This window comes from Paenibacillus xylanexedens (assembly GCF_007676705.1).
GTDB classification, from domain to species: Bacteria; Bacillota; Bacilli; order Paenibacillales; family Paenibacillaceae; genus Paenibacillus; species Paenibacillus xylanexedens_C.
This window is the reverse complement of record NZ_VEBF01000009.1, coordinates 1-21119: the sequence shown is the minus strand read 5'-3', so window position 1 is coordinate 21119 and position 21119 is coordinate 1. Positions and strand designations below refer to the sequence as shown.

The window sequence follows — 21119 nt, the reverse complement described above, 5'->3', positions numbered from 1 at the left end:
TCCAGTAATAAAGGCGAGCGCTTTGCTTCTCCAGCTTATTTCTGTCCTCTCCGTTAATGTGTGAAACAGTTTAAAACTATATTAAACCGGTTTGTTAACAGTAACGTGACGTCCGTCTAATTGAACCAGACCTTGCGCGAACCAGGATACCACTTCAGGATATAACTGCTGTTCGGCAGCATGAATGGAACGGCTGATTGATTCAGCAGTATCCTCTGGCAAAATGGGAACGGGATGCTGGGCAATAATCGGCCCTGTATCCATGCCGCCGTCCACAAAGTGCACGGTCACACCCGTAACTTTCACGCCATAGTCGAGAGCCTGTCCAATCGCATCCTTACCTGCAAATGCCGGTAGCAAGGACGGATGAATGTTAATCAACCGCCCTGCGTAACGATCCACCACAACCGAAGTTAGCAATCTCATATATCCCGCAAGAACGACCAAGTCGATCTTCTTGGATTCAAGCACTTCCACGATCTCTGCCTCATAGGCTTCACGGGAAGCATAATTTTTCGGTATGAACAGGTGACAGTCCACGCCTGCGTCCTGTGCCCGCTGCACAACGCGTGCAGACGGTTTATCACACACGAGCAGATCAACGGATGCATTCAGCCCACCGTTTCGTACTGCATCGACCAATGACTGAAAGTTGGACCCTTCACCCGAGGCAAACACAGCTATGCGGTAGTTCGCCATTAAACATCCGCTCCCGTGAAGGTTACTCGCGCATCTCCTTCAGTAACACGGCCAATGATGTACGCTTCTTCACCAGATGATTTCAGTTGTTGCAGAGCTTCCGCTGCATCTGCTTCATTAACGACCAGTACAAGCCCGACACCCATATTAAATGTGGTGAACATGTCACGGTTCGAGACAGATCCCTTTTCCTGTAACAGGTTGAAGATCGGCAGGATTGGCCAAGAGCCGTAGTCAATATCCACATTCACGTTACTAGGCAACATACGTGGGATATTCTCAATGAAGCCGCCACCTGTAATGTGAGCCATACCTTTTACTTTTACCTTTTCCAGCAGGGACAACAGGGGTTTAACATAGATCTTCGTAGGTTCCAGCAGAGAATCACCCAGCTTACCGCCCAGTTCCGCTACTTCATCATGCAGATCAAGTCCCGCATCTTCCAACAAAAGTCTACGTACCAGCGAGAATCCGTTACTATGCACACCGCTGGAGGCCAATCCAATCACTGTGTCGTCAGGCGCGATGGTTGTGCCGTTGATGATCTTCGCTTTGTCCACGATGCCCACCGTGAATCCAGCAATATCGTATTCGCCTTCACTGTACATGCCCGGCATCTCCGCCGTTTCGCCACCGATCAACGCACAACCAGATTGATGACAGCCTTCAGCGATTCCCGCAACAATAGCTTCGATCTTCTCCGGAATGACTTTGTCACATGCCAGATAGTCGAGGAAGAAAAGTGGTTCTGCACCCTGTACCACAATGTCGTTCACACACATCGCTACCGCGTCGATTCCGATGGTATCGTGACGGTCCATGGCAAATGCAATTTTCAGCTTGGTGCCTACGCCGTCTGTACCGGATACAAGCACAGGCTCATCGTATTTATCTTTGTTCAAACCGAACAGGGCACCGAATCCGCCCAGATCTGTCATTACTTCCGGACGGAAGGTACGCTTCACGTGTTTTTTCATCCGTTCAACCGCTTCATTACCTGCCGCGATATCGACGCCGGCCTTTTTATATGCTTCAGACAAGTGGAATCATCTCCTTTTTTTCGCCCCTCCTAAATCCTCCCGCCTGGGAGGACCCCATAGGACCTTGGCAGGCCCTCTGGACACCCGCCAAACAAGCGGTGCAGGGGTGGCTGGTGTGATCTTGCTATGGTTGATTCGTGCGTGTGCTCGCGGGATTGTTCGCTGACCGTTGACCGCAGGCCATCGGTCAGCGAACCCCGCTAGGCTGTGCTGCGGGGCAAGCCCGCTGGGCAGCTGCTTCGCCTGGCTGCCCTGGCCCCTATTGCTCCGCAAAGCGGGGCTTGAGGGCTCGGGCTATGCCCGGGGGCAACTGCTTCACCTGGGCTGCCCTGGCCCCTATTGTTCCGCAAAGCGGGGCTTTAAGGGCTAACAGCTGCAGCCGAATTTTTCTTCACCGCCGAAGTCGAGGCGGGTTGGGTAATCATTATCAAAACATGCGAGGCAAAGCCCGCCCTTGGGATCATTCTGATTATCTCCCTGTATCGATGCAATCAGTCCATCCGGACTGAGGAACGACAGGGAATCCGCATTAATTTCACGGCAGATTTCTTCCACCGACAGCTGTGAGGCAATCAATTCGCGGCTGTCAGGCGTATCAATGCCATAGAAACACGGGTTTTTGAAAGGTGGTGATGTAATGCGTACATGAACCTCGGTTGCTCCTGCATCACGCAGCATGTTCACGATTCGCCGGGAAGTTGTTCCCCGTACAATGGAGTCGTCAATCATGACCACACGTTTGCCTTCCACGACGCGACGCACAGCGCTCAGCTTCATCTTCACGCCTTGCTCCCGCAGTTCCTGGCTCGGCTGAATAAACGTACGTCCGGTGTATTTGTTCTTGATCATACCCATCTCGTAAGGAATACCCGTTTGCTCCGCATAACCTATTGCCGCGGAAATACTGGAGTCCGGTACACCTGTGACCAGATCCGCATCCACAAACGCCTCAATCGCCATCCGGCTTCCCATCCGTTTACGGGCAGCATGCTGATTCGCACCATTCATATCACTATCCGGACGAGCAAAATATATATATTCCATCGCACATAATGCCTTGCGGTGTTTGTGATGATCGAAGCGATCCTCGTGCAGACCATCGGCATCCAGCACAAGCAATTCCCCCGGCTCGATATCACGAATCAATTCTGCGCCGATCGTTTCGAGTGCACAGGTCTCGGATGCAAACAGATACGCATCACCGAGCTTACCCATCGTGAGCGGACGAAGTCCGTGTGGATCGGAAGCCACAAGCAGCTTGTCGTTGGTCATGATCAGAAATGCATAACCGCCCACAATGCGCTGGAACGCCTCTTTCGCCGCTTCCACAAGCCCTTTAGAGGATCGTGCAATTAGATGCGCAATGACCTCGGTATCACTTGTTGTTTGGAAAATGGACCCACTCTGCTCCAGCTCACGCCGGATCGTTGGTGCATTCACAATGTTTCCGTTAGTCGCTACCGCCAGATCACCATCACGGTATTTGAATACCAATGGCTGTGCGTTCGTCAGTTTACTGTCACCACTTGTTGAATATCGGACATGTCCAATGGAAATATCCCCGGTCAACGTCTGCATCAGGTCTTTGGTGAATACTTCTTTCACCAGACCCATGCCGCGATGATAGTTAAACTGGCTGCCATCACTCACACACATGCCTGCACTCTCTTCGCCCCGATGTTGCAGCGCATGCAGTCCATAATAGGAGAGCGAGGCCGCGTCAGGGTGTCTGAACACCCCGAACACGCCGCATTCTTCCTTCAATTTGTCGAGTCCTTCCTTGCCGGACCCTTCATTATAATAATCGCCTGTCCACAACGGTCCTGTCGTCAGTTCATGAGACATGGAATCGCATCCTCCCAGACCTGAGCCAAACCTCCTACAGGTTCGCTCACGGCTGATGTTCCGTTCAATTCAATCGTCAGGTTACTTCCTTCTACACGTCCAATCACAGCTACAGGTACACCGCGCTCACGTACAAATGCTTCAAGTTTCCCCGCTTGCTCTGGCGTAGCCGACAACAAGATACGGGATTGGCTCTCACTGAACAGAGCGTGATCTCCACGCAATGTCGTCTCCACATTCACCTGTGCTCCTACGTTACCGCTGATGCAAGACTCTGCGAGTGCAACAGCCAATCCGCCTTCAGACAAGTCATGTGCCGAGCGAACGAGACCGGATTGAATAGCTTCCAGCACCGTGCTGAGCAACGTTTTTTCCGTTTGCAAATTCAGCTCTGGCGGACGGCCTTCTGTTTGACCATGAACCGCGTATTGCAGCTCGCTGCCACCCAGTTCAGCTTTTGTCTCACCGAGGAGGATGATAACATCGCCTTCGGATTTGAATGCTTGTGTCGTGATATGATCCGTATCATGAACGAGACCTACCATACCGACAACTGGCGTTGGATAGATGGAGCCTTTGGCGTTTTCGTTATACAGACTTACGTTACCACCGATGACCGGCGTATCCAGCACACGACAAGCTTCCGCCATACCGTCTACCGCTTTCTCCATTTGCCAGAAAATATCCGGCTTCTCCGGGTTACCGAAGTTCAGGTTGTCCGTGATCGCCAGCGGCTCTGCACCGGAACATACAATGTTACGTGCTGCTTCACTCACGGCAATTCGTCCACCAACTTCAGGATCAAGGTACACATAACGTCCATTACAGTCCGTTGTCATCGCGAGACCTTTGCGTGTGCCACGAATCGTAACTACGGCTGCATCCGAACCTGGACGAACGGCAGTGCTTGTACGCACCATGTAGTCATATTGATCATACACCCATTTTTTACTTGCTACTGTTGGTGAAGCCAGCACTTGTTTCAACGCTCCGCCGAGATCCGACACTTCGTCGTAACGAAGCGTGTCGATGAAAGCACTTTGCTCGTAGTATGCAGGTACAGAAGAAGGTTTGTCATACACTGGACATTCGTCAACCAATGCCGTTACTGGCATATCTCCGACCACTTCGCCGTGGTGAATCAATTTCAGACGACCGTCATCCGTTACTTTACCGACTTTGGCACAGATTACGCCCCAACGTTCAAAGATTTCCATCGCCTGCGCCTCATCCTTCGGCTCAACGACGAACAACATGCGTTCTTGGGACTCAGACAACATCATCTCGTAAGGCGTCATGCCTTCTTCACGCTGTGGTACCTGATCCAGATACAATTCCAGACCGTTACCCGCTTTACTTGCCATCTCTGCACTTGAACATGTCAGACCCGCAGCACCCATATCCTGAATACCGAGCACGATGCCCGTGTCGATCAATTCCAGACAGGATTCCATGACGAGTTTTTCCATAAACGGGTCACCGACCTGAACCGCTGTCCGTTGGGACTCGGATTCTTCCGTCAGTTCAACCGATGCAAAGGTTGCTCCATGAATACCATCCCGGCCTGTTGGTGGGCCCACATAGTAAACAGGGTTACCTACACCTTTAGCTACACCGCGCTGAATCTTGTCATGATCAATCAGACCCACACACATGGCGTTAACCAGCGGATTACCTTCGTAGCTCTCATCAAACATCACTTCGCCTGCAACCGTAGGAATACCGATACAGTTACCGTATCCAGCAATACCCGCTACAACATGCTCGAACAAATATTTAACGCGATCGCTCTCCAGCTTGCCGAAACGAAGGGAGTTCAGCAAGGCTACCGGTCTTGCGCCCATGGAGAAAATATCACGGATAATGCCGCCCACGCCTGTTGCCGCACCTTGATAAGGCTCAACCGCGGAAGGATGGTTATGGCTTTCAATTTTGAATACAACGGCCTGGTTATCACCGATATCCACGATACCGGCACCTTCACCAGGTCCCATCAGGACACGTGGTCCAGTGGTTGGGAAACGGCGCAGCAATGGCTTGGAGTTTTTATAAGCACAATGCTCGGACCACATTACACTGAACACACCGATTTCCGTGTAGTTTGGCTTGCGCCCCATGAACTCACAGATCAGCTCATACTCGCTGTCAGATACGCCCATTTGTGAGTAAAGTTTATGTTCTGCGACCTGTTCTGCTGTTGGTTCCTTAGCGGATAGCTGCTGCGTCATGCCGATCCCTCCATGCTTTCAAAATAGATGTAAACATACGTTTGCCGTCTTCCGAACCAAACAGTGAATCCACTGCACGCTCTGGATGCGGCATCATGCCGACCACGTTTCCAGCCTCGTTACAGACTCCTGCAATATCACCCAGGGAACCGTTCGGGTTGGTGCCGTACGTAAATACGATCTGGTTGTTCGCTTGCAGACTTGCGAGCGTCTCCTCGTCGCAATAATAGTTGCCTTCACCGTGTGCAATCGGGATGATAATCTCTTCGCCCGGTGCATAGTCACGTGTAAATGGTGTATCTGCGTTCGCCACTTTCAATACCGTATCGTGACAACGGAATTTCAGGGAAGTGTTGCGGATCAATGCACCTGGAAGCAATCCGGCTTCCGTCAGGATCTGGAATCCGTTGCAAATACCCAAAATATATTTACCTTGTTCAGCAGCTTTCGCTACCTCGTTCATTACCGGTGCAAAGCGGGAAATCGCTCCGCAGCGCAGGTAGTCCCCATAAGAGAAACCACCCGGAACTAAAATACAATCATAAGCCGAAAGATCTGTAGCCGTGTGCCATACATAATCAACCTCTTGCCCAATGGCATCTTCTACTGCCTTGTAACAGTCAATGTCGCAGTTGGAGCCAGGGAACACAAGAACTGCAAATTTCATGAGATTAACCCTCCAATTCGTAGCGGTAATCTTCAACAACGGTGTTGGCCAGCAGCTTTTCACACATGACTTTCAATCGTTTCTCCGCTTCCGCACGATCTGTTGTATCCAGGTTCAGTTCCATGACTTTACCGATCCGTACACTTTCCACTTCGTTGAATCCCATTGAATGCAGGGCTCCTTGAACAGCTACGCCTTGCGGGTCGAGTACGCTTTGCTTAATAGTGACATATACGGTTGCTTTGATCATGATCCTTATGTTCCTCCTCAGTAATGAACGGGATAAATGCTTTATGCTGTTAAAAGGTGGGGCATTGGTGCTTGCTCCGGGGCGGATTGTTCTTCCGGTCGCTGTTGTCCCCAGGTTTTTTGATTGTTTTGAACCGCTGTGCGGTCAAAACCCGGGGACAAAGGCGAACGCTATCGCTCCTTTAAGAACAATTCCGCCCCTCCGCTAGTCCATGCGACGTTTTTTTAAAGGCTCAAACCTTTACGTTGCACGGTGTGTAATGGTCTAGCCTGACCATTACGTGAAAGCAGCTAATGGTCTTTACGTTACATGAGTGTCCAATGAAATTGAATCTCGCAATCTTTCAGGCTTTCCTACCTGTGGGAAGCCACCGCTCTTAATTGCCTCATCCCCCAGTTTGACACTGGCGGAGGGAAAGATTTGAGCTGGAGAAGCGTAAGCGTTCGCCTTTGCAACCGGAATGTTTCCTTTTGAAAATAAGGATTCCATTCAAAACATTCCGGGGGCAACAGCGATCGAAAGCCAAACTTTCCCGAGGCTCACCTCAAACGTTAAACTTTATTATCTCGTTAAACGGTTATAAATATCGACGTATCTTGCGGTTGTTGCTTCAACTACCTCTTGTGGGAGTGGATCAGGTTTACTGTTCTTGTCCCAATCGGTTCCGGCGAGATAGGTGCGCACTGGCTCTTTATCCATGCTGTCGATCTCGATGTCCAGCTCATAGTTCTCTTTGGCCCAGAAGCGTGAAGCATCTGGAGTGAAGATTTCGTCAATCAGGATGACCTTGCCATCCACGATGCCGAACTCGAATTTGCAGTCTGCGAGAATGATGCCACGCTGATCACAGTAATCACGGGCAAATTCGTACAGGCGCAAGCTTTTTTCCTGAAGCTCAACTGCGAGGGCATCCCCGACTAGCTCTTTCATGCGAACCATTGGAATGTCTTCATCATGACCAACATCATTTTTGGCTGCCGGTGTGAAAATGGGAACTTCGAGCTTGGCGTTCTTGCGAAGTCCATCAGGCAGCTTGATCCCGTTGACTTCACCGTTCGTCTCATATTGTCTCCACCCACCACCAGTGATGTATCCACGCACGACACATTCAATATCAATGCGTTCCGCTTTGCGGGTTACCATGATGCGGTCTTTGAGCAATTCAGGGTCTGTGATGAGATCACCCAGTTGATTCACATCAGTATGCACCACGTGGTTCTCCATCATGTCACCCGTTAGTTCGAACCAGAAGCTGCTAAGTTTATTCAGTACGTTTCCTTTCTCAGGAACCGCCGGGTCCAACACGTAATCGAATGCCGAGATTCGGTCGGTAACCACGATCAGAAAATGTTCACCCAGATCGTACAATTCACGTACTTTTCCTTTATATAACAGAGGTGCTTTAACGAGATCTGCCGCAGTGGACAGTGCCATGGGCTCACCTTCTTTCAGGAGATGTAAGGCTAAGGGCAGAATCCTGATGGTGCGGACTCCACTCCGAGGACAGAACAATCTTCCAATCGCTGTTATCCCCAGATTTTTTGATTCCACTTTTTCAAAGTGAAAATCCGAGGATAAAGGCGAACGCTCCGCTTCTTCAGCTTATTTCTGTCCTCTGCGTTCCCTGCAAACCCATCATTCTGCGCTATAGCCTTATGGGAGTTATATATTAGTCGTTCAAGCCGAGCTTTTTGAAGATCGTGTCTACGTGCTTCAGGTGCCATGACGGGTTGAACGCATCTGCGATTTCTTCTTCGTTCAGCACTTCCGTGATCTCCGGTGTGGATTTCACGATATCCTGGAACTGACGTTGTTCTTCCCATGCTTGCATCGCACGTGGTTGAACGGTATCGTATGCTTGCTCGCGGCTGAAACCTTTGTCGATCAGCTTCGTCATGATGCGACCGGAGAATGGTACCCCGTAGGTACGCTCCATGTTGCGTTTCATGTTCTCAGGGAATACCGTCAGGTTCTTCACGATGTTACCAAAACGGTTCAGCATGTAGTTCAGCAGCATCGTTGCATCCGGCAGAATGATACGTTCTACGGAAGAATGTGAGATGTCGCGCTCATGCCAGAGCGTTACGTTCTCGTATGCGGATACCATATGTCCGCGAATAACGCGGGACAGACCTGAGATGTTTTCACTACCAATTGGGTTACGCTTGTGCGGCATTGCTGAAGATCCTTTTTGACCTTTAGCAAAAGCTTCTTCCACTTCACGGAACTCACTCTTCTGCAGTGCACGTACCTCTGTAGCGAACTTGTCCAGGGACGTTGCGATCAACGCTAGTGTAGCCATATATTCCGCGTGACGGTCACGTTGCAATGTTTGAGTCGAGATCGGCGCAGGCTTCGTGCCCAGCTTCTCGCAGACAAACTCTTCGACAAACGGATCGATGTTCGCATACGTTCCTACTGCACCTGAGATTTTGCCGTATTGAACATTGTCTGCTGCATGACGGAAACGCTCCAGGTTCCGTTTCATCTCTTCATGCCACAACGCCATTTTCAGTCCGAATGTTGTTGGCTCTGCATGCACCCCGTGTGTACGTCCCATCATTGGTGTGTGCTGATAAGCTAGTGCTTTTTCACGAAGAATTTCAATGAAGTTCACGATATCCTTTTCCAGAATCTCATTTGCTTGACGCAGTACATAACCCAGAGCCGTATCCACGACATCTGTGGAAGTCAGTCCATAGTGCACCCATTTCCGTTCTGCACCCAGACTTTCAGATACCGTACGCGTAAATGCGATAACGTCATGACGTGTTTCCTGTTCAATCTCATAGATACGGTCGATGTCAAAAGATGCATTCTGACGAAGCAATGCCGCTTCTTCCTTAGGGATTACACCCAGTTCGGCCCACGCCTCACATGCACAAATTTCAACTTCCAGCCACGATTGGAATTTGTTCTCTTCTGTCCAGATGGCTCTCATTTCGGGTCTGCTATAACGTTCAATCATGAATTTGTATTCCTCCAGAGATTAGTTTGTTCAATCCATTGTAATCCTTCTTCAACATCCTGACAGAGCAGATTCACATGCCCCATCTTCCGTCCTGTTTTCGCTTCGGTTTTACCATATATGTGAAGCTTGGGAATCACACCGAGTTCTATCGCTTCCGCATCAGGCTGCCCTGTTCTTGCGATAATGCCTTCCAGATGTTCTCCAAGCACATTAACCATAACGACCGGACTCAATAACGAAGTGTCACCCAGCGGTAGTCCGCAGATCGCACGAATATGTTGTTCGAACTGTGATGTTGCACAGGCTTCCATCGTATAGTGTCCAGAATTGTGAGGTCTTGGTGCCAACTCGTTGACGTACAGCCTTCCATCCGCCGCTACAAACAGTTCCACAGCCAGCAGTCCAACAGCCTTCATCGATTCCGCCACCGCCGCTGCCAGTTTCATTGCTTCTATCTGGACGTCTGCTGCGACTCTAGCCGGCACGATTGACGCATGCAAAATGTTGTTCACATGAATGTTCTCCGCTGGCGGGAACGTCTTGATCTCCCCATTTGTGCTACGCGCTACAACGACCGAAATCTCGCATTCAAACTTGATGAATTGCTCCAACACCAATTCCGCACCAGTAGCTGCAAGTTCTTCGTATGCCGCAACAGCCTGACTCGCTTCCCGGATGACCCGTTGGCCTTTGCCATCGTAGCCTCCAGTCACCGTCTTCAGTACACATGGAACGCCAAGTTCGCTTACAGCTGCAAGCATTGTATCCGCACTTGTGATTTCCCGATAAGGCGCGACTCTTACTCCAGCCGCTTCAATCGCTCGTTTTTCCCGCAACCGATGTTGTGTGGTGTACAATAACGCACTTCCTTGCGGAACGTAGGACTCACGTTCGAGTAACGCAGCAACTTCTGCATCCACATTCTCGAATTCATACGTAATGACATCGCATTGCCGAGCTAGCTCAAGCGCAGCTTTGGCATCGTCATATCCTGCTTCGATCTGACGAGCAATTTGACCACAAGGTGCATCCGAGGCGGGATCAAGGGTAACAAATCGATAACCCATTGCCGTGCCTGCGAGCGTCATCATGCGTCCGAGCTGTCCGCCTCCAAGAATGCCAATGGTTGTTTTCCCGGGCAGCAGGACTTGCTGTAGTTCTCCTGCTATACCGGATTGGTTCCCAGCTCTACTCATAGTTCTTCACTGCTTTCGAGTACTTCTTGTTTGATGCGCTCTCTTCGAGCTTCAGAGCGACGTTGGACATCCGGGTCAAATGCACCGATCATCTGAGCTGCGAGCAGACCTGCATTGGTAGCCCCCGCCTTACCGATTGCAACGGTTGCAACAGGAATCCCGCCAGGCATCTGAACAATGGACAACAAGGAATCGAGACCGTTCAATGCTTTGGACTGAACCGGAACGCCAATGACTGGAAGCATCGTTTTGGCTGCTACCATACCTGGTAGATGTGCTGCCCCGCCTGCACCTGCAATGATCACCTTGAATCCTCGATCAATCGCTTGCTCTGCGTATTCAAACATCAAATCCGGTGTACGATGGGCGGAGACCACCTTTTTCTCATACCCAATCTCCAGCTCGTCCAGCACCTCGCACGCATATTTCATCGTTTCCCAATCCGACTTGCTGCCCATAATTACAGCGACTTGCAGTGACATGAATACATCCAACTCCCGTCTGAGCTTTTTTGATTACATCTGGTATTAATGAATTCATTTTACGTGTGAAATGAAAAAATCCGCTACCCGCGAAAACATCACATTTTCTCCGGACACCGGACTCCAAGAAATACGTATCCCTCATTTGGGCATGCCAAAAGGGGCTTGCTGTCCGCATCTAATTACATGCGACTCTCAGCCGTATCTCCTCGTAGTCCGGAAATTTACGGTTCCCGGGTAGATACTTCCGGGCCCTATTCCCGGCGTTATACGAGCAAATATCTATTCAAACCAGCTTGATTCGTTTTGTTATATCTTATTACACATTTCGTTCCTACTCGACCTTATTCTTACCTGATCGACACATCTAACATTCTAACAATCCCCTACAGCTAATGTCAACTTAAAGACGAACATTTAACATATTGACAAATATAATGTTCGGGAATTGCTTCATTAAATTCACTTAGTCATCCATTTCATCCCATAAAAGAAAGCCGGCTCCTCTTCAATCTCTCGAAGACAACCGGCTTCCTGCTTTTAGTGTGTTCACACACTTCATCTATTATTTTACGATCAGTACTGGAACCTGAGCATGCTGAACCACATTGTGACTGACACTACCCAGGACAAATTCCCGAATTCCACCCAGTCCGCGGCTACCAATAATAATGATATCAGAATCATTTTCTTTGGCAAAATCAAGCAACACTTCTGCAGCAGCCCCTTGAATCAGGTCCACGTTGGCCGTTACACCAGCAGCCTGGATTCGCTCTTTCGCTTCATCCGTCGTCTGCACCGCCAGATTGTAATAGTCATTATTAAGTGAAGGTGGCAGCGGGGCCAACCCCTCACCAATGAATATACGCGGGAAATCAAAAGCATGAATGACATCCAATACAGCGTCCGGGGACACTTTAGCTAGCTCAATCGCACGATCAAGAGCCTTATTTGAAGCTTTGGAACCATCATAAGCCACTAATATTTTGGAAAATAACATGTGAATCCCGTCCCTTCCTTTATATGTAGAACACGCGAAGCAAGCTTCGGTCTGACATGCAATAAACTAACCGTTAAATAACAGAACCATATAACTCCTTAAACGTTCGGGAGCTACTATGAACCATTCATACGAATAAATTTACATATCAAACGAATCAATGATACACCTTTCACTCAGCTTGAAGGAATGGTTACGCATGTGTTCCATGTGTTCATTGAATAAAGTAACCATAGATTACTGCATTCAGGAACAACAACAACGGAATGCCAATGGTGAAGCTGGGATGTTTGGTTTTGTGCCTTTTCCGATACATCGCGATCCAGACTCCCAGAGCTCCGCCTATAAATGCAAGCAGGAATAACGTCCGTTCAGGTGTACGATCACGACGTTGCTGTGCACGCCTCTTATCATCCGACATCACCAGATAACCAACTACATTAATAAATAAAAACCACAATATAAGTCCAGTTTGCATAAAATTCTAGCGGTCCCCCTATCCCGGGACATCTCCCTGTCTCCATTATAATCCTCAGCAGAGACATGTTCAACGCGGGCAGGGAACCGCATCATTTTGAAGAGACACTCTTGTTAGATCGACAGTTTAGATGATTTTAGGACTCCTGCTTGGGAATACCGTTCAGACTTGGTACTCTTTTGGCTGCTTTGGCTGGACGAACAGCGATGTTTTCTTCCCGAATGCTATCTTTGTTCTGCTGGTTATGGATCTTTTCGGGTTTGTTATGCGGCATATGGGTATCACCTCCTTGGCTTACGTTGCCTGAAAACAGAGGATCTTATACCGCATCACATGTATGATTAGGGATAGGCGCAGCAATCACTCTCCATAACGTCCGTTATTCGCAACTAGCGTTACATGCGTGATGCGATCTGCGCTAACTCAGAGCTTGCTCTACTCTCCCTTTTTCTCCATAGCCGCCTTCAACAGATCTCCAAGGTTAGACCCAATGGACTCCTGCTTCGCATATTGTTTCACCAGCTTTTGCTGATCCCGTTTGTTCACATGCTGTTTGTCCTTATCCAATGTTTCTGTAATACCGCATGGCAGACATTGCACGTACAGCCCCGCCTTGCCTTCTTTGATCTCCATCTTTTTGTGGCACTGCGCACAACGACGATTGGACAGTCTCTTCTCTGCCGAACGACGATAACCGCAGTCCTCGGTAGGGCATACAAGGAATTTGCCACGCTTGCCCTTCTTCTCCAGTAATCGTGCATTACAGTCCGGGCAATGGCTATTCGACACATTATGCGGCTTATACTCCGCTTTGCTGCCTTTTACCGTAGACACAAGCTCTTTCGCCATTGAACGGATACTATCCAGGAATGGTTCCGGTTTCCCTTGCCCACGAGCGATGCGTTCCAGTTCAGCTTCCCAGCGGGCAGTTAGATCCGGTGTACGCAGCTGCGGAGCAGCCAGTTCAATCAACTGTTTTCCTTTGCCGGTTGGATGCATGCTGTTGCCTTGACGATCAATGGTATCGGAACTGACCAGCTTCTCAATAATATCCGCTCGTGTTGCCGGAGTACCCAGTCCATACTTCTCCATTTGGGATAGCAAAGCAGCTTCGGTATATCGTTTGGGCGGCATCGTCCGGCCACTTTTAATATGACAACGCTGAACTGTCACAGACTGTCCTTGCTGCACATCTGGCAAAAGCGCACGCTCATGGTCTGCTGCATCATCAGCACGGTCATCGTCATCATCGCTGTAATCGCCGCCGTAGACTTCACGCCATCCACTTTCTTTCACCGTTGTGCCTTTGGCATGGAAGGAATCGCTCCCCACCTGCACCGTGATCGCAACCGAATCATACTTCGCTGCCGGGTAGAACAGGCTGATAAAACGACGTACGATCAGATCGTACAACTTGCGTTCCTCCGGGTTCAGTTGATTCAGAAGCACCGTCTGCTCTGTTGGAATGATTGCATGGTGATCGGTCACTTTGCTGTCATCCACAATACGTTTGGTGATATTCAGATTTTTGCGCAGCAAAGGACGTGCCAGCGATGCGTAAGGTCCAATGGCTACACTGTCCAGCCGCTCTTTCAACGTTGCTGTCATATCCGAAGTCAGGTACCGACTGTCCGTACGAGGATATGTCACAAGCTTGTGTTGTTCATACAGACGTTGCAGGACATTTGATGTTTGCTTCGCCGAGAAACCGTATTTCCGGTTGGCATCCCGTTGCAGTTCCGTCAGGTCATATGCCAGTGGATGCGGCTCAACCTTCTCGCTTTTCTTCACTTGAGCAATCGTGCCCTTGCGTCCGTCTACCCGTTTCTTTAATTCTTGAGTTTCTTGAGGGTTGAAGATTCGCGAATCTCCTCCAGTCGCCCGCCACACAGCCTGAAAACCTCCCAGATCTGCCGTTAATGTCTCATACTCCTGCGAGCGGAAACCGTTAATTTCATTTTCCCTGTCCATAATCATACCCAAGGTTGGCGTCTGAACCCGCCCAGCAGATAACTGTGCATTAAAACGAACGGTTAGTGCCCTTGTCACATTAAGTCCAATCATCCAATCGGCTTCCGCCCGGCAACGTGCTGATTCATAGAGACGGTCGAACTGACTGCCTGGCTTCAGCGAGGCAAATCCGTCTTTGATCGCCTTATCCGTCTGGGATGAAATCCACAGGCGCTTGAAAGGTTTTTTCCACCCCGCCATCTGCATGATCCAACGGGCCAACAATTCTCCCTCACGGGCCGCATCCGTGGCAATGACTAGCTCCCCTACATCCTGACGCTTCATCAGCTGTTGGACCGCTTTATATTGATGGTTAGTCTCTTTGAGCACCTTCAGTTTCGTACGGTCTGGCAAAATTGGCAGGTCCTCCAGATTCCATGTTGCATACTTCTTATCGTAATCCTCCGGCTCAGCTAATCCAACCAGATGCCCAAGCGCCCAGGTAACGATATATTTTGGGCCTTCCATATAACTTTTATGTTTATCACGCGCACCCATGACTCTGGCTATTTCGCGTGCTACAGATGGTTTTTCTGCGAGTACTAATGTCTTCACTTCATATCTCTTCCTCTCTGATAAAACCTTATGTCACTTTTATTCTATCTTTTCATTATATCATTTCGTGGTAATGGTATGCTCTGTCTTCGCTCTTGCCTTGTCTATTTCAGCATCTAGCCTCACGTTTAATCATTATGTAATATACATGTTATATTTAATCACACAAAAGTCTTTGATAGTTTTCCTGAGTGCACGTAATCGGAAGCATCAATTAGCATTAATACTGTAAAGTATTGATGTATACGTTTTTTTGGATAAATATAAACATTGTAAGATTACCTTACATAACTATAGAATGTGTCAAAAGCATATAAACCAGATTAACGAACACACACATCAATGGGACACACGAAGGGAGCGTGGATGCATGACTTATCATGGATCTGTATTGAAAAAAAGTGGGGCTTTGTTATTGGCGGGAGCTGTTGTTGCTACAACATGGGGAGGAACGGTTCCATCGGCATCCGCCGCAACAGCAACGTCTACGAGCAAAACTACGGTTGCAGCTGTAACCGCAGGTAAAGCGCCTGCTACTGCCGCAGCATTTACTAAGGCCATGGAAGAAGCCGCAACACTTGCAGGTGTTCCTTTTACCATGGACAAGCTCTCTGGCTCAAGCGTACAACGTAAAGATGCTGCGGTCGCCTTGCAACAATGGCTCGAACTTGAGTCTGCTTCCGAATCATTCAAAGATGTTCCAGATCAAGCTTCCTATGCGGGTGCTGTCGGTGCATTGAATACCGCAGGTTTAATGAGAGGCTATACCGAATCCCTCTTCCTTCCTAACGCTGTGCTCACGGAGAATGACCTATCTGTACTGAAAGACCGCATTTATAACTACATAAAACCGTTTGTCCTGGAGGAAGCAACCATCATGGATCTCCAGGCCGCAATGAAGCAAGGAAAACTGACATCGAAAGAGCTGGTTCAGAAATATCTGGACCGCATTGAAAAATACGATGATCAAGGTGTAAGCATAAACGCTGTATTAACATTGAACCCCGATGCGCTCCAAATTGCGGAGCAATTGGATGAAGAACGTGCAGCTCAAGGTGCTCGTGGACCTCTGCATGGCGTTCCGATTCTGGTCAAAGATAACTTCGATACCAATGATATGCCGACAACCGCAGGCTGTATCTGTCTGAAGGATTCCATTCCTGCTCACGATGCTGAACAAGTGAAGAAACTCAAAGCAGCTGGCGCCATTATTTTGGGTAAAACCAACCTGCATGAATTCGCATTTGGCATCACGACATCCAGCTCATTGGGTGGACAAACATTGAACCCTTACGCCCTGGACCACTATCCAGGTGGCTCAAGCGGTGGAACAGGTGCTGCCATTGCATCTAACTTTGCTGCAGCTGGCATGGGTACAGACACTGGCGGTTCGATCCGAATCCCGTCCAGCTTCAACAGCCTTGTGGGTATCCGTCCAACCATCGGACTGTCCAGCCGTGAAGGCATTATCCCATTGGCTTTGACACAGGATGTCGGTGGACCTATGGCTCGTACTGTTAGTGACGCTGCAATCATGCTGGATGCTACAGCCGGATATGATAAAAAGGATGTGGCTACAGCTTACGCAGTTGGAAAAATACCTTCCAGCTATACGGACTTCTTGGATGTAAACGGGTTGAAAGGTGCACGCATCGGTGTAGCCACTGAACTTATCCCAAGTACCAAAGCTGAAGAAAAAGCCGTAGCTGACGTGATCAACACCGCTGTGGAAGAACTGAAGTCACTGGGAGCAACCGCAGTTCCCATTTCTATCCCCAACTTGACTGAGATCAACAAATACCCAAGTCTCAGCGGATATGAATTCAAATTTCAACTGAATGACTATCTGGACTCATTGGGCGCAGATGCTCCATATCACAGTCTGTCCGAGATCATCGCTTCCGGAGAGTTCGACAAATCTCAGGAGCAATCCATGAAGACGCGGGATGCTCGCCAAACGTTGGAGACTACAGAGTACAAGGACATCGTTCTGAAACGTACCCAAGTTACACGTGAGTCCCTGCTGAAAGTTATGGCAGACAACAACCTAGATGCCATCATCTATCCTACATCTACGCAGGCTGCTGGTGTTATTGGCGAAGGACAAAACTCTGGTGGTAACAACCGTTTGAGTCCTTTCTCCGGCTTCCCGGCGATCACGGTCCCTGCTGGTTTTACAACCGATGGGTTACCAGTAGGTATGGAATTCCTTGGTCGCGCCTTTGATGAAGGAACCCTGATCAAGCTGGCTTACAGTTACGAACAAGGAACTCATCACCGCCAAGCCCCTAAGCTTACGCCATAAAACATTTATGGGATTAAGCAATTCGTGTTAAATCAAAAAGAAACATAGCCATAATCGCATTCCTTCAAACGAATTACCTCAAAAAAGAGACCACCCTCTTCATGACTGCATGAAGTCTGGGTGGTCTCTTTTGTTTTCTCTATTTATATCTGAGTTATATACAGTCGTATGTCATTCATTCCTAAACCCTGTCCGGTACGCCCCATTTGAGCACCAGACCCGCGTAAGTCAAGCCACCGCCAAAGCCAAAGAGAGCTACGCTCTGTCCTTCTTTCAATTTCCCTTCATCCACTGCAAGCTGCAGCGCCAGCGGAATGGAAGCGGCAGATGTGTTCCCACGATACTCAACACTGGTTAACGTACGTTCCAAGGGAACTGGTCCACGTTCGCATACAGCCTCAATCATTCTCATGTTGGCACTATGCGGGACAAACCAGTCAATCTGCTCAGATCTTAATCCAGCTTTCGTTATAAGATTACCCAATTGCTCTGGAATCGTCCGTACAGCCCATTTATAAATCTCTCGGCCATTCTGAACTAAACAACCTTCACCCTGTAATGGTACACCATTCATTTCTGAAGACAAGCCACTCTTATAGAGATGTACACCACCATCTCCATGCGTACCTGATACAGCTGCCATAAAGTCACCTTCTCCAGCTGCTGATCTCTCCACCAAGAAGGCTCCCGCTCCGTCACCAAACAATACGCAAGTCGTGCGGTCAGTGTAATCCGTAATTTTGGATAAAGTCTCTGCTCCAATAACCAGTACTTTACGGTACATTCCACTGGTCACCAGACTATCAGCTAGCTGTAGCCCATAGGTAAAACCAGCGCATGCAGCATTTAAATCCAGTACGCCCGTGTGTGGGATTTTAAGGTTAGCCTGTACCCGGGATGCCGTACTTGGAAAAGCATATTCAGGTGTGCTTGTAGCTACAAGGATCATATCCACATCTTCCACACTTACTTGATAACGATGTATCATATCTTCCACAGCCTTGGTAGCCAGGTCAGATACAAACTGATCCTCGGCTGCAATTCTTCGTTCTCTCATGCCTGTACGCTGTACGATCCATTCGTCACTTGTCTCGACCAACTTCTCCAGATCAGCATTCGTTAATATTCGATCCGGTACATATGTCCCCATTGCCGTAATGGTTGCCTTTGATTGATAATTCATACCGGTACTCACCTCATTTGTTTTTTATTATTATAGCACTAAGTCTTAGAACTTGGTACTAATTTATGAAAAGACAGCTCAGAGTCAATCTTGCCTTCAAGTAAAATACAAGATACATCTGTTTGTGGAAGGATGGAAGCATCGTTCAAGAGCGTTCAACACTAACTTTTGCCCGACTACTGGACTGTGGTTGTGTCCTGGCATATTGGACAGCCACGCTTGAGGAAACGGATACAATATCACATAGAGAACATGCTATCGCAGAATCGGCAGCCTGTTCTCTAATTATAATAGCCAGTTTACGAACTTCACCTCAGGAAAGCGGCTATCCGGTCCTTTCATTAAGTTCCCGCCTTGATTTTTCAGATACATATTGAAGAAATCCAGCATATAGGCATTGATCACGGAGTTCGCTCTTTCGGGCGCAATCTTTCCTGTAATGCCCAGCATGTTGAAAATCGAAGAAATGAACTGTACATCGGCAAAATTCAAATGCTCCGTATTATCGATATAGAGGACTTGTCCCCCTTCGTCGACCGTTTCGCGCATCCGTTCAAGCTCTAACTTTTTATCTTCCGTTACTTGATCCTCCCACTCTCTTGTCGAGCCCATAAGGTTAAGCTCTGCATCCGTGTAGACCCGGTTATCCATCACCCTTTTTAATTTTTCGGAATAGCTTTCCGAGTTGATGAACAAAAACGGCTTTCGCAGCCCCTCTCTTTCACGCAGTCGATAAAGCCCTCCATCTAAGTCTATTCCAACCGTGATTCTCGGATCGTAAGAAGCGTCATAGGCAGTCGCTCCGCCTATGGAATGACCGAACACCCCGACATGACCGAGATCGATCCTCCCTTTTAGATGACTTGGAATCTGCCCCGATTGTATGAGGTCGAACTGGTCCAGCGCAAATGCCACATCTTCGGTTAAAACTTTTCCCAACTTGTCTCGAACTCCCCTTCCCGTCTGGTAATCATGATCGGGCGAGAATAAGTTGTCGGTTGTGCTGGTCGTGATTCGACCGTCCGGAAACTTGGTCGCAAATGTATTGTAGGTGTGGTCGATCACAGCCACGATATATCCGTGACTCGCGAGATTTTCGGCTTGCGACGTGTGGAGGAACCTGGAAGAGACGTTTCCAGGATTTGCAAGAATTAACGGGTATGAGGCCTGTTCCGAAGAGACTTCGCCCCCCGAATATGAATGACTGGATACATACCTCAGGTGTTGAAAAGTAAACCCAGGAAGACCAAAGTTCTCCCCCATATAAGATAAAATCCGGGTATCAGGGATAAAGGGAGCGTACTCCCCAGTACCGGCTTCAGTCGGATACCATACCTGAACCATCAATTCTCTCTTGCCCGTCGCGGTTTTTCCAAATGTCTCCTCTCGGTTAGGGTCGACGAAATGGAAGACTTGCATACCTACCTTCAACTTGCCGGTTGGCGCCGGAAGGTCGAATACGGGAAACACATAGTTAAGGCACGCTGTTGCGATTAACCCAATTACAATTAAAAGGGGACCCAGCACTCTACGGATTCGCGAGGTAGTCCGTACGGCTTTCTGCGTTATGAAAACATCTATAATTGAAAGCATAAGCATCAGGATCGTAAATCCGTATAAAAATAAAAGCTGAACCCTGTATCCTTCGACAAGAAGATGTATCACTAAAAAAATGGAGCCTGCTCCGCTTGTCAGGAGCAAAGCAGATCTCCTGATACGTTGATTGAAAATAAATGGGATTGCCAACAAAAAAACACTTGAAAAGAACAACAGTATTTCAAAAAGCCTCACGACAACTCCCCCTAAAAATTAATCCCTTCGATGGATAGGATTAATATACAGGAGCAGCAAGATTGATACCTATTGATCTAGATTACAATCGCCTTACACTCTTGTAAGATTGTTGTAAGTTGCCTACGATGGGGCAAAAAACAGCATGTTATGTGCTGGCTTCTTCCTTTCGGCAAGATTAGTTTGTTTGTTCATCTATCAAGTATGTATCCAGGTTGCTGGTTAAGTGCACATCTGGATATTTGAGGTGAATGGGTAATAAAAAAACAGCCCATCAAATCTGAGCTGTTCCTAATTTCATAGATTAAATTAGACAAAAATAAAAACCACCACCGAATAACATCGGCAGTGGTTCTTTGCTTGGCGGCGTCCTACTCTCCCAGGACCCTGCGGTCCAAGTACCATCGGCGCTAGAGGGC

At 48.5% G+C, this 21119-nt stretch carries 17 protein-coding genes and 1 riboswitch; of the genes, 1 reads left to right on the top strand and 16 read right to left on the bottom strand.

Annotated features, from left to right (window positions below; translation table 11 throughout):
• Positions 1-81: 81 nt before the first annotated feature.
• From purN to FS628_RS27160, 14 genes are all read right to left on the bottom strand, one after another.
• A complete protein-coding gene (purN, locus tag FS628_RS27220) occupies positions 82-699 on the bottom strand; it encodes a phosphoribosylglycinamide formyltransferase (protein WP_145326173.1) in 618 nt (205 codons plus the stop codon).
• Positions 699-1739 (bottom strand): phosphoribosylformylglycinamidine cyclo-ligase, encoded by a 1041-nt coding sequence (gene purM / locus FS628_RS27215; RefSeq protein ID WP_145326171.1) that lies wholly within the window; start codon positions 1737-1739, stop codon positions 699-701. Before purM ends, purN begins: the two co-directional genes overlap by 1 nt.
• A 366-nt stretch (positions 1740-2105) precedes the next feature.
• The gene (purF, locus tag FS628_RS27210) at positions 2106-3584 is read right to left on the bottom strand and encodes an amidophosphoribosyltransferase (protein ID WP_145326169.1); all 1479 of its coding nucleotides are present in this window, start codon (positions 3582-3584) and stop codon (positions 2106-2108) included.
• Complete coding sequence (gene purL / locus FS628_RS27205; RefSeq protein ID WP_145326167.1) at positions 3569-5812, bottom strand: phosphoribosylformylglycinamidine synthase subunit PurL; 2244 nt, start codon at positions 5810-5812, stop codon at positions 3569-3571. The genes purF and purL overlap by 16 nt, the downstream gene beginning before the upstream one ends.
• Positions 5790-6479, bottom strand: coding sequence for a phosphoribosylformylglycinamidine synthase subunit PurQ (purQ, locus tag FS628_RS27200; RefSeq protein WP_036606071.1), 690 nt, complete (start codon positions 6477-6479; stop codon positions 5790-5792). Before purQ ends, purL begins: the two co-directional genes overlap by 23 nt.
• A 4-nt stretch (positions 6480-6483) precedes the next feature.
• On the bottom strand, positions 6484-6729 hold the full coding sequence (gene purS, locus FS628_RS27195) for a phosphoribosylformylglycinamidine synthase subunit PurS (protein ID WP_017690695.1): 246 nt from the start codon (positions 6727-6729) through the stop codon (positions 6484-6486).
• A gap of 561 nt (positions 6730-7290) precedes the next feature.
• Positions 7291-8163 carry a phosphoribosylaminoimidazolesuccinocarboxamide synthase gene (locus FS628_RS27190; RefSeq protein ID WP_145326165.1) on the bottom strand — a complete coding sequence of 291 codons (873 nt, stop codon included), beginning with the start codon at positions 8161-8163 and terminating at the stop codon, positions 7291-7293.
• 235 nt (positions 8164-8398) lie between these two features.
• Positions 8399-9697 (bottom strand): adenylosuccinate lyase, encoded by a 1299-nt coding sequence (purB, locus tag FS628_RS27185; RefSeq protein ID WP_047840491.1) that lies wholly within the window; start codon positions 9695-9697, stop codon positions 8399-8401.
• On the bottom strand, positions 9694-10896 hold the full coding sequence (gene purK / locus FS628_RS27180; protein WP_145326163.1) for a 5-(carboxyamino)imidazole ribonucleotide synthase: 1203 nt from the start codon (positions 10894-10896) through the stop codon (positions 9694-9696). Before purK ends, purB begins: the two co-directional genes overlap by 4 nt.
• A complete protein-coding gene (gene purE / locus FS628_RS27175) occupies positions 10893-11378 on the bottom strand; it encodes a 5-(carboxyamino)imidazole ribonucleotide mutase (protein WP_145326161.1) in 486 nt (161 codons plus the stop codon). Before purE ends, purK begins: the two co-directional genes overlap by 4 nt.
• 192 nt (positions 11379-11570) lie before the next feature.
• Positions 11571-11672, bottom strand: a riboswitch (purine riboswitch).
• 271 nt (positions 11673-11943) lie between these two features.
• Entirely contained in the window at positions 11944-12378 is a 435-nt protein-coding gene (locus FS628_RS27170) for a universal stress protein (protein WP_105405782.1), read from the bottom strand.
• Positions 12379-12592: 214 nt separating this feature from the next.
• On the bottom strand, positions 12593-12856 hold the full coding sequence (locus FS628_RS27165; RefSeq protein WP_017690702.1) for a DUF1294 domain-containing protein: 264 nt from the start codon (positions 12854-12856) through the stop codon (positions 12593-12595).
• Positions 12857-12992: 136 nt separating this feature from the next.
• The gene (locus FS628_RS31535; RefSeq protein ID WP_186327993.1) at positions 12993-13130 is read right to left on the bottom strand and encodes a hypothetical protein; all 138 of its coding nucleotides are present in this window, start codon (positions 13128-13130) and stop codon (positions 12993-12995) included.
• Positions 13131-13291: 161 nt separating this feature from the next.
• Positions 13292-15421 (bottom strand): DNA topoisomerase III, encoded by a 2130-nt coding sequence (locus tag FS628_RS27160; RefSeq protein ID WP_145326159.1) that lies wholly within the window; start codon positions 15419-15421, stop codon positions 13292-13294.
• 370 nt (positions 15422-15791) lie between these two features.
• On the opposite strand from FS628_RS27160, the gene FS628_RS27155 reads away from it, so the two are divergent.
• Positions 15792-17726, top strand: a complete 1935-nt coding sequence (locus FS628_RS27155; RefSeq protein WP_145326157.1) for an amidase family protein — start codon at positions 15792-15794, stop codon at positions 17724-17726.
• Positions 17727-17907: 181 nt separating this feature from the next.
• Here FS628_RS27155 and FS628_RS27150 read toward each other — a convergent pair whose 3' ends face one another.
• Both FS628_RS27150 and FS628_RS27145 read right to left on the bottom strand, forming a co-directional pair.
• Entirely contained in the window at positions 17908-18909 is a 1002-nt protein-coding gene (locus FS628_RS27150; protein WP_145326156.1) for a ketoacyl-ACP synthase III, read from the bottom strand.
• 285 nt (positions 18910-19194) lie between these two features.
• On the bottom strand, positions 19195-20700 hold the full coding sequence (locus tag FS628_RS27145) for an alpha/beta hydrolase family protein (protein ID WP_145326154.1): 1506 nt from the start codon (positions 20698-20700) through the stop codon (positions 19195-19197).
• Positions 20701-21119: the final 419 nt, after the last annotated feature.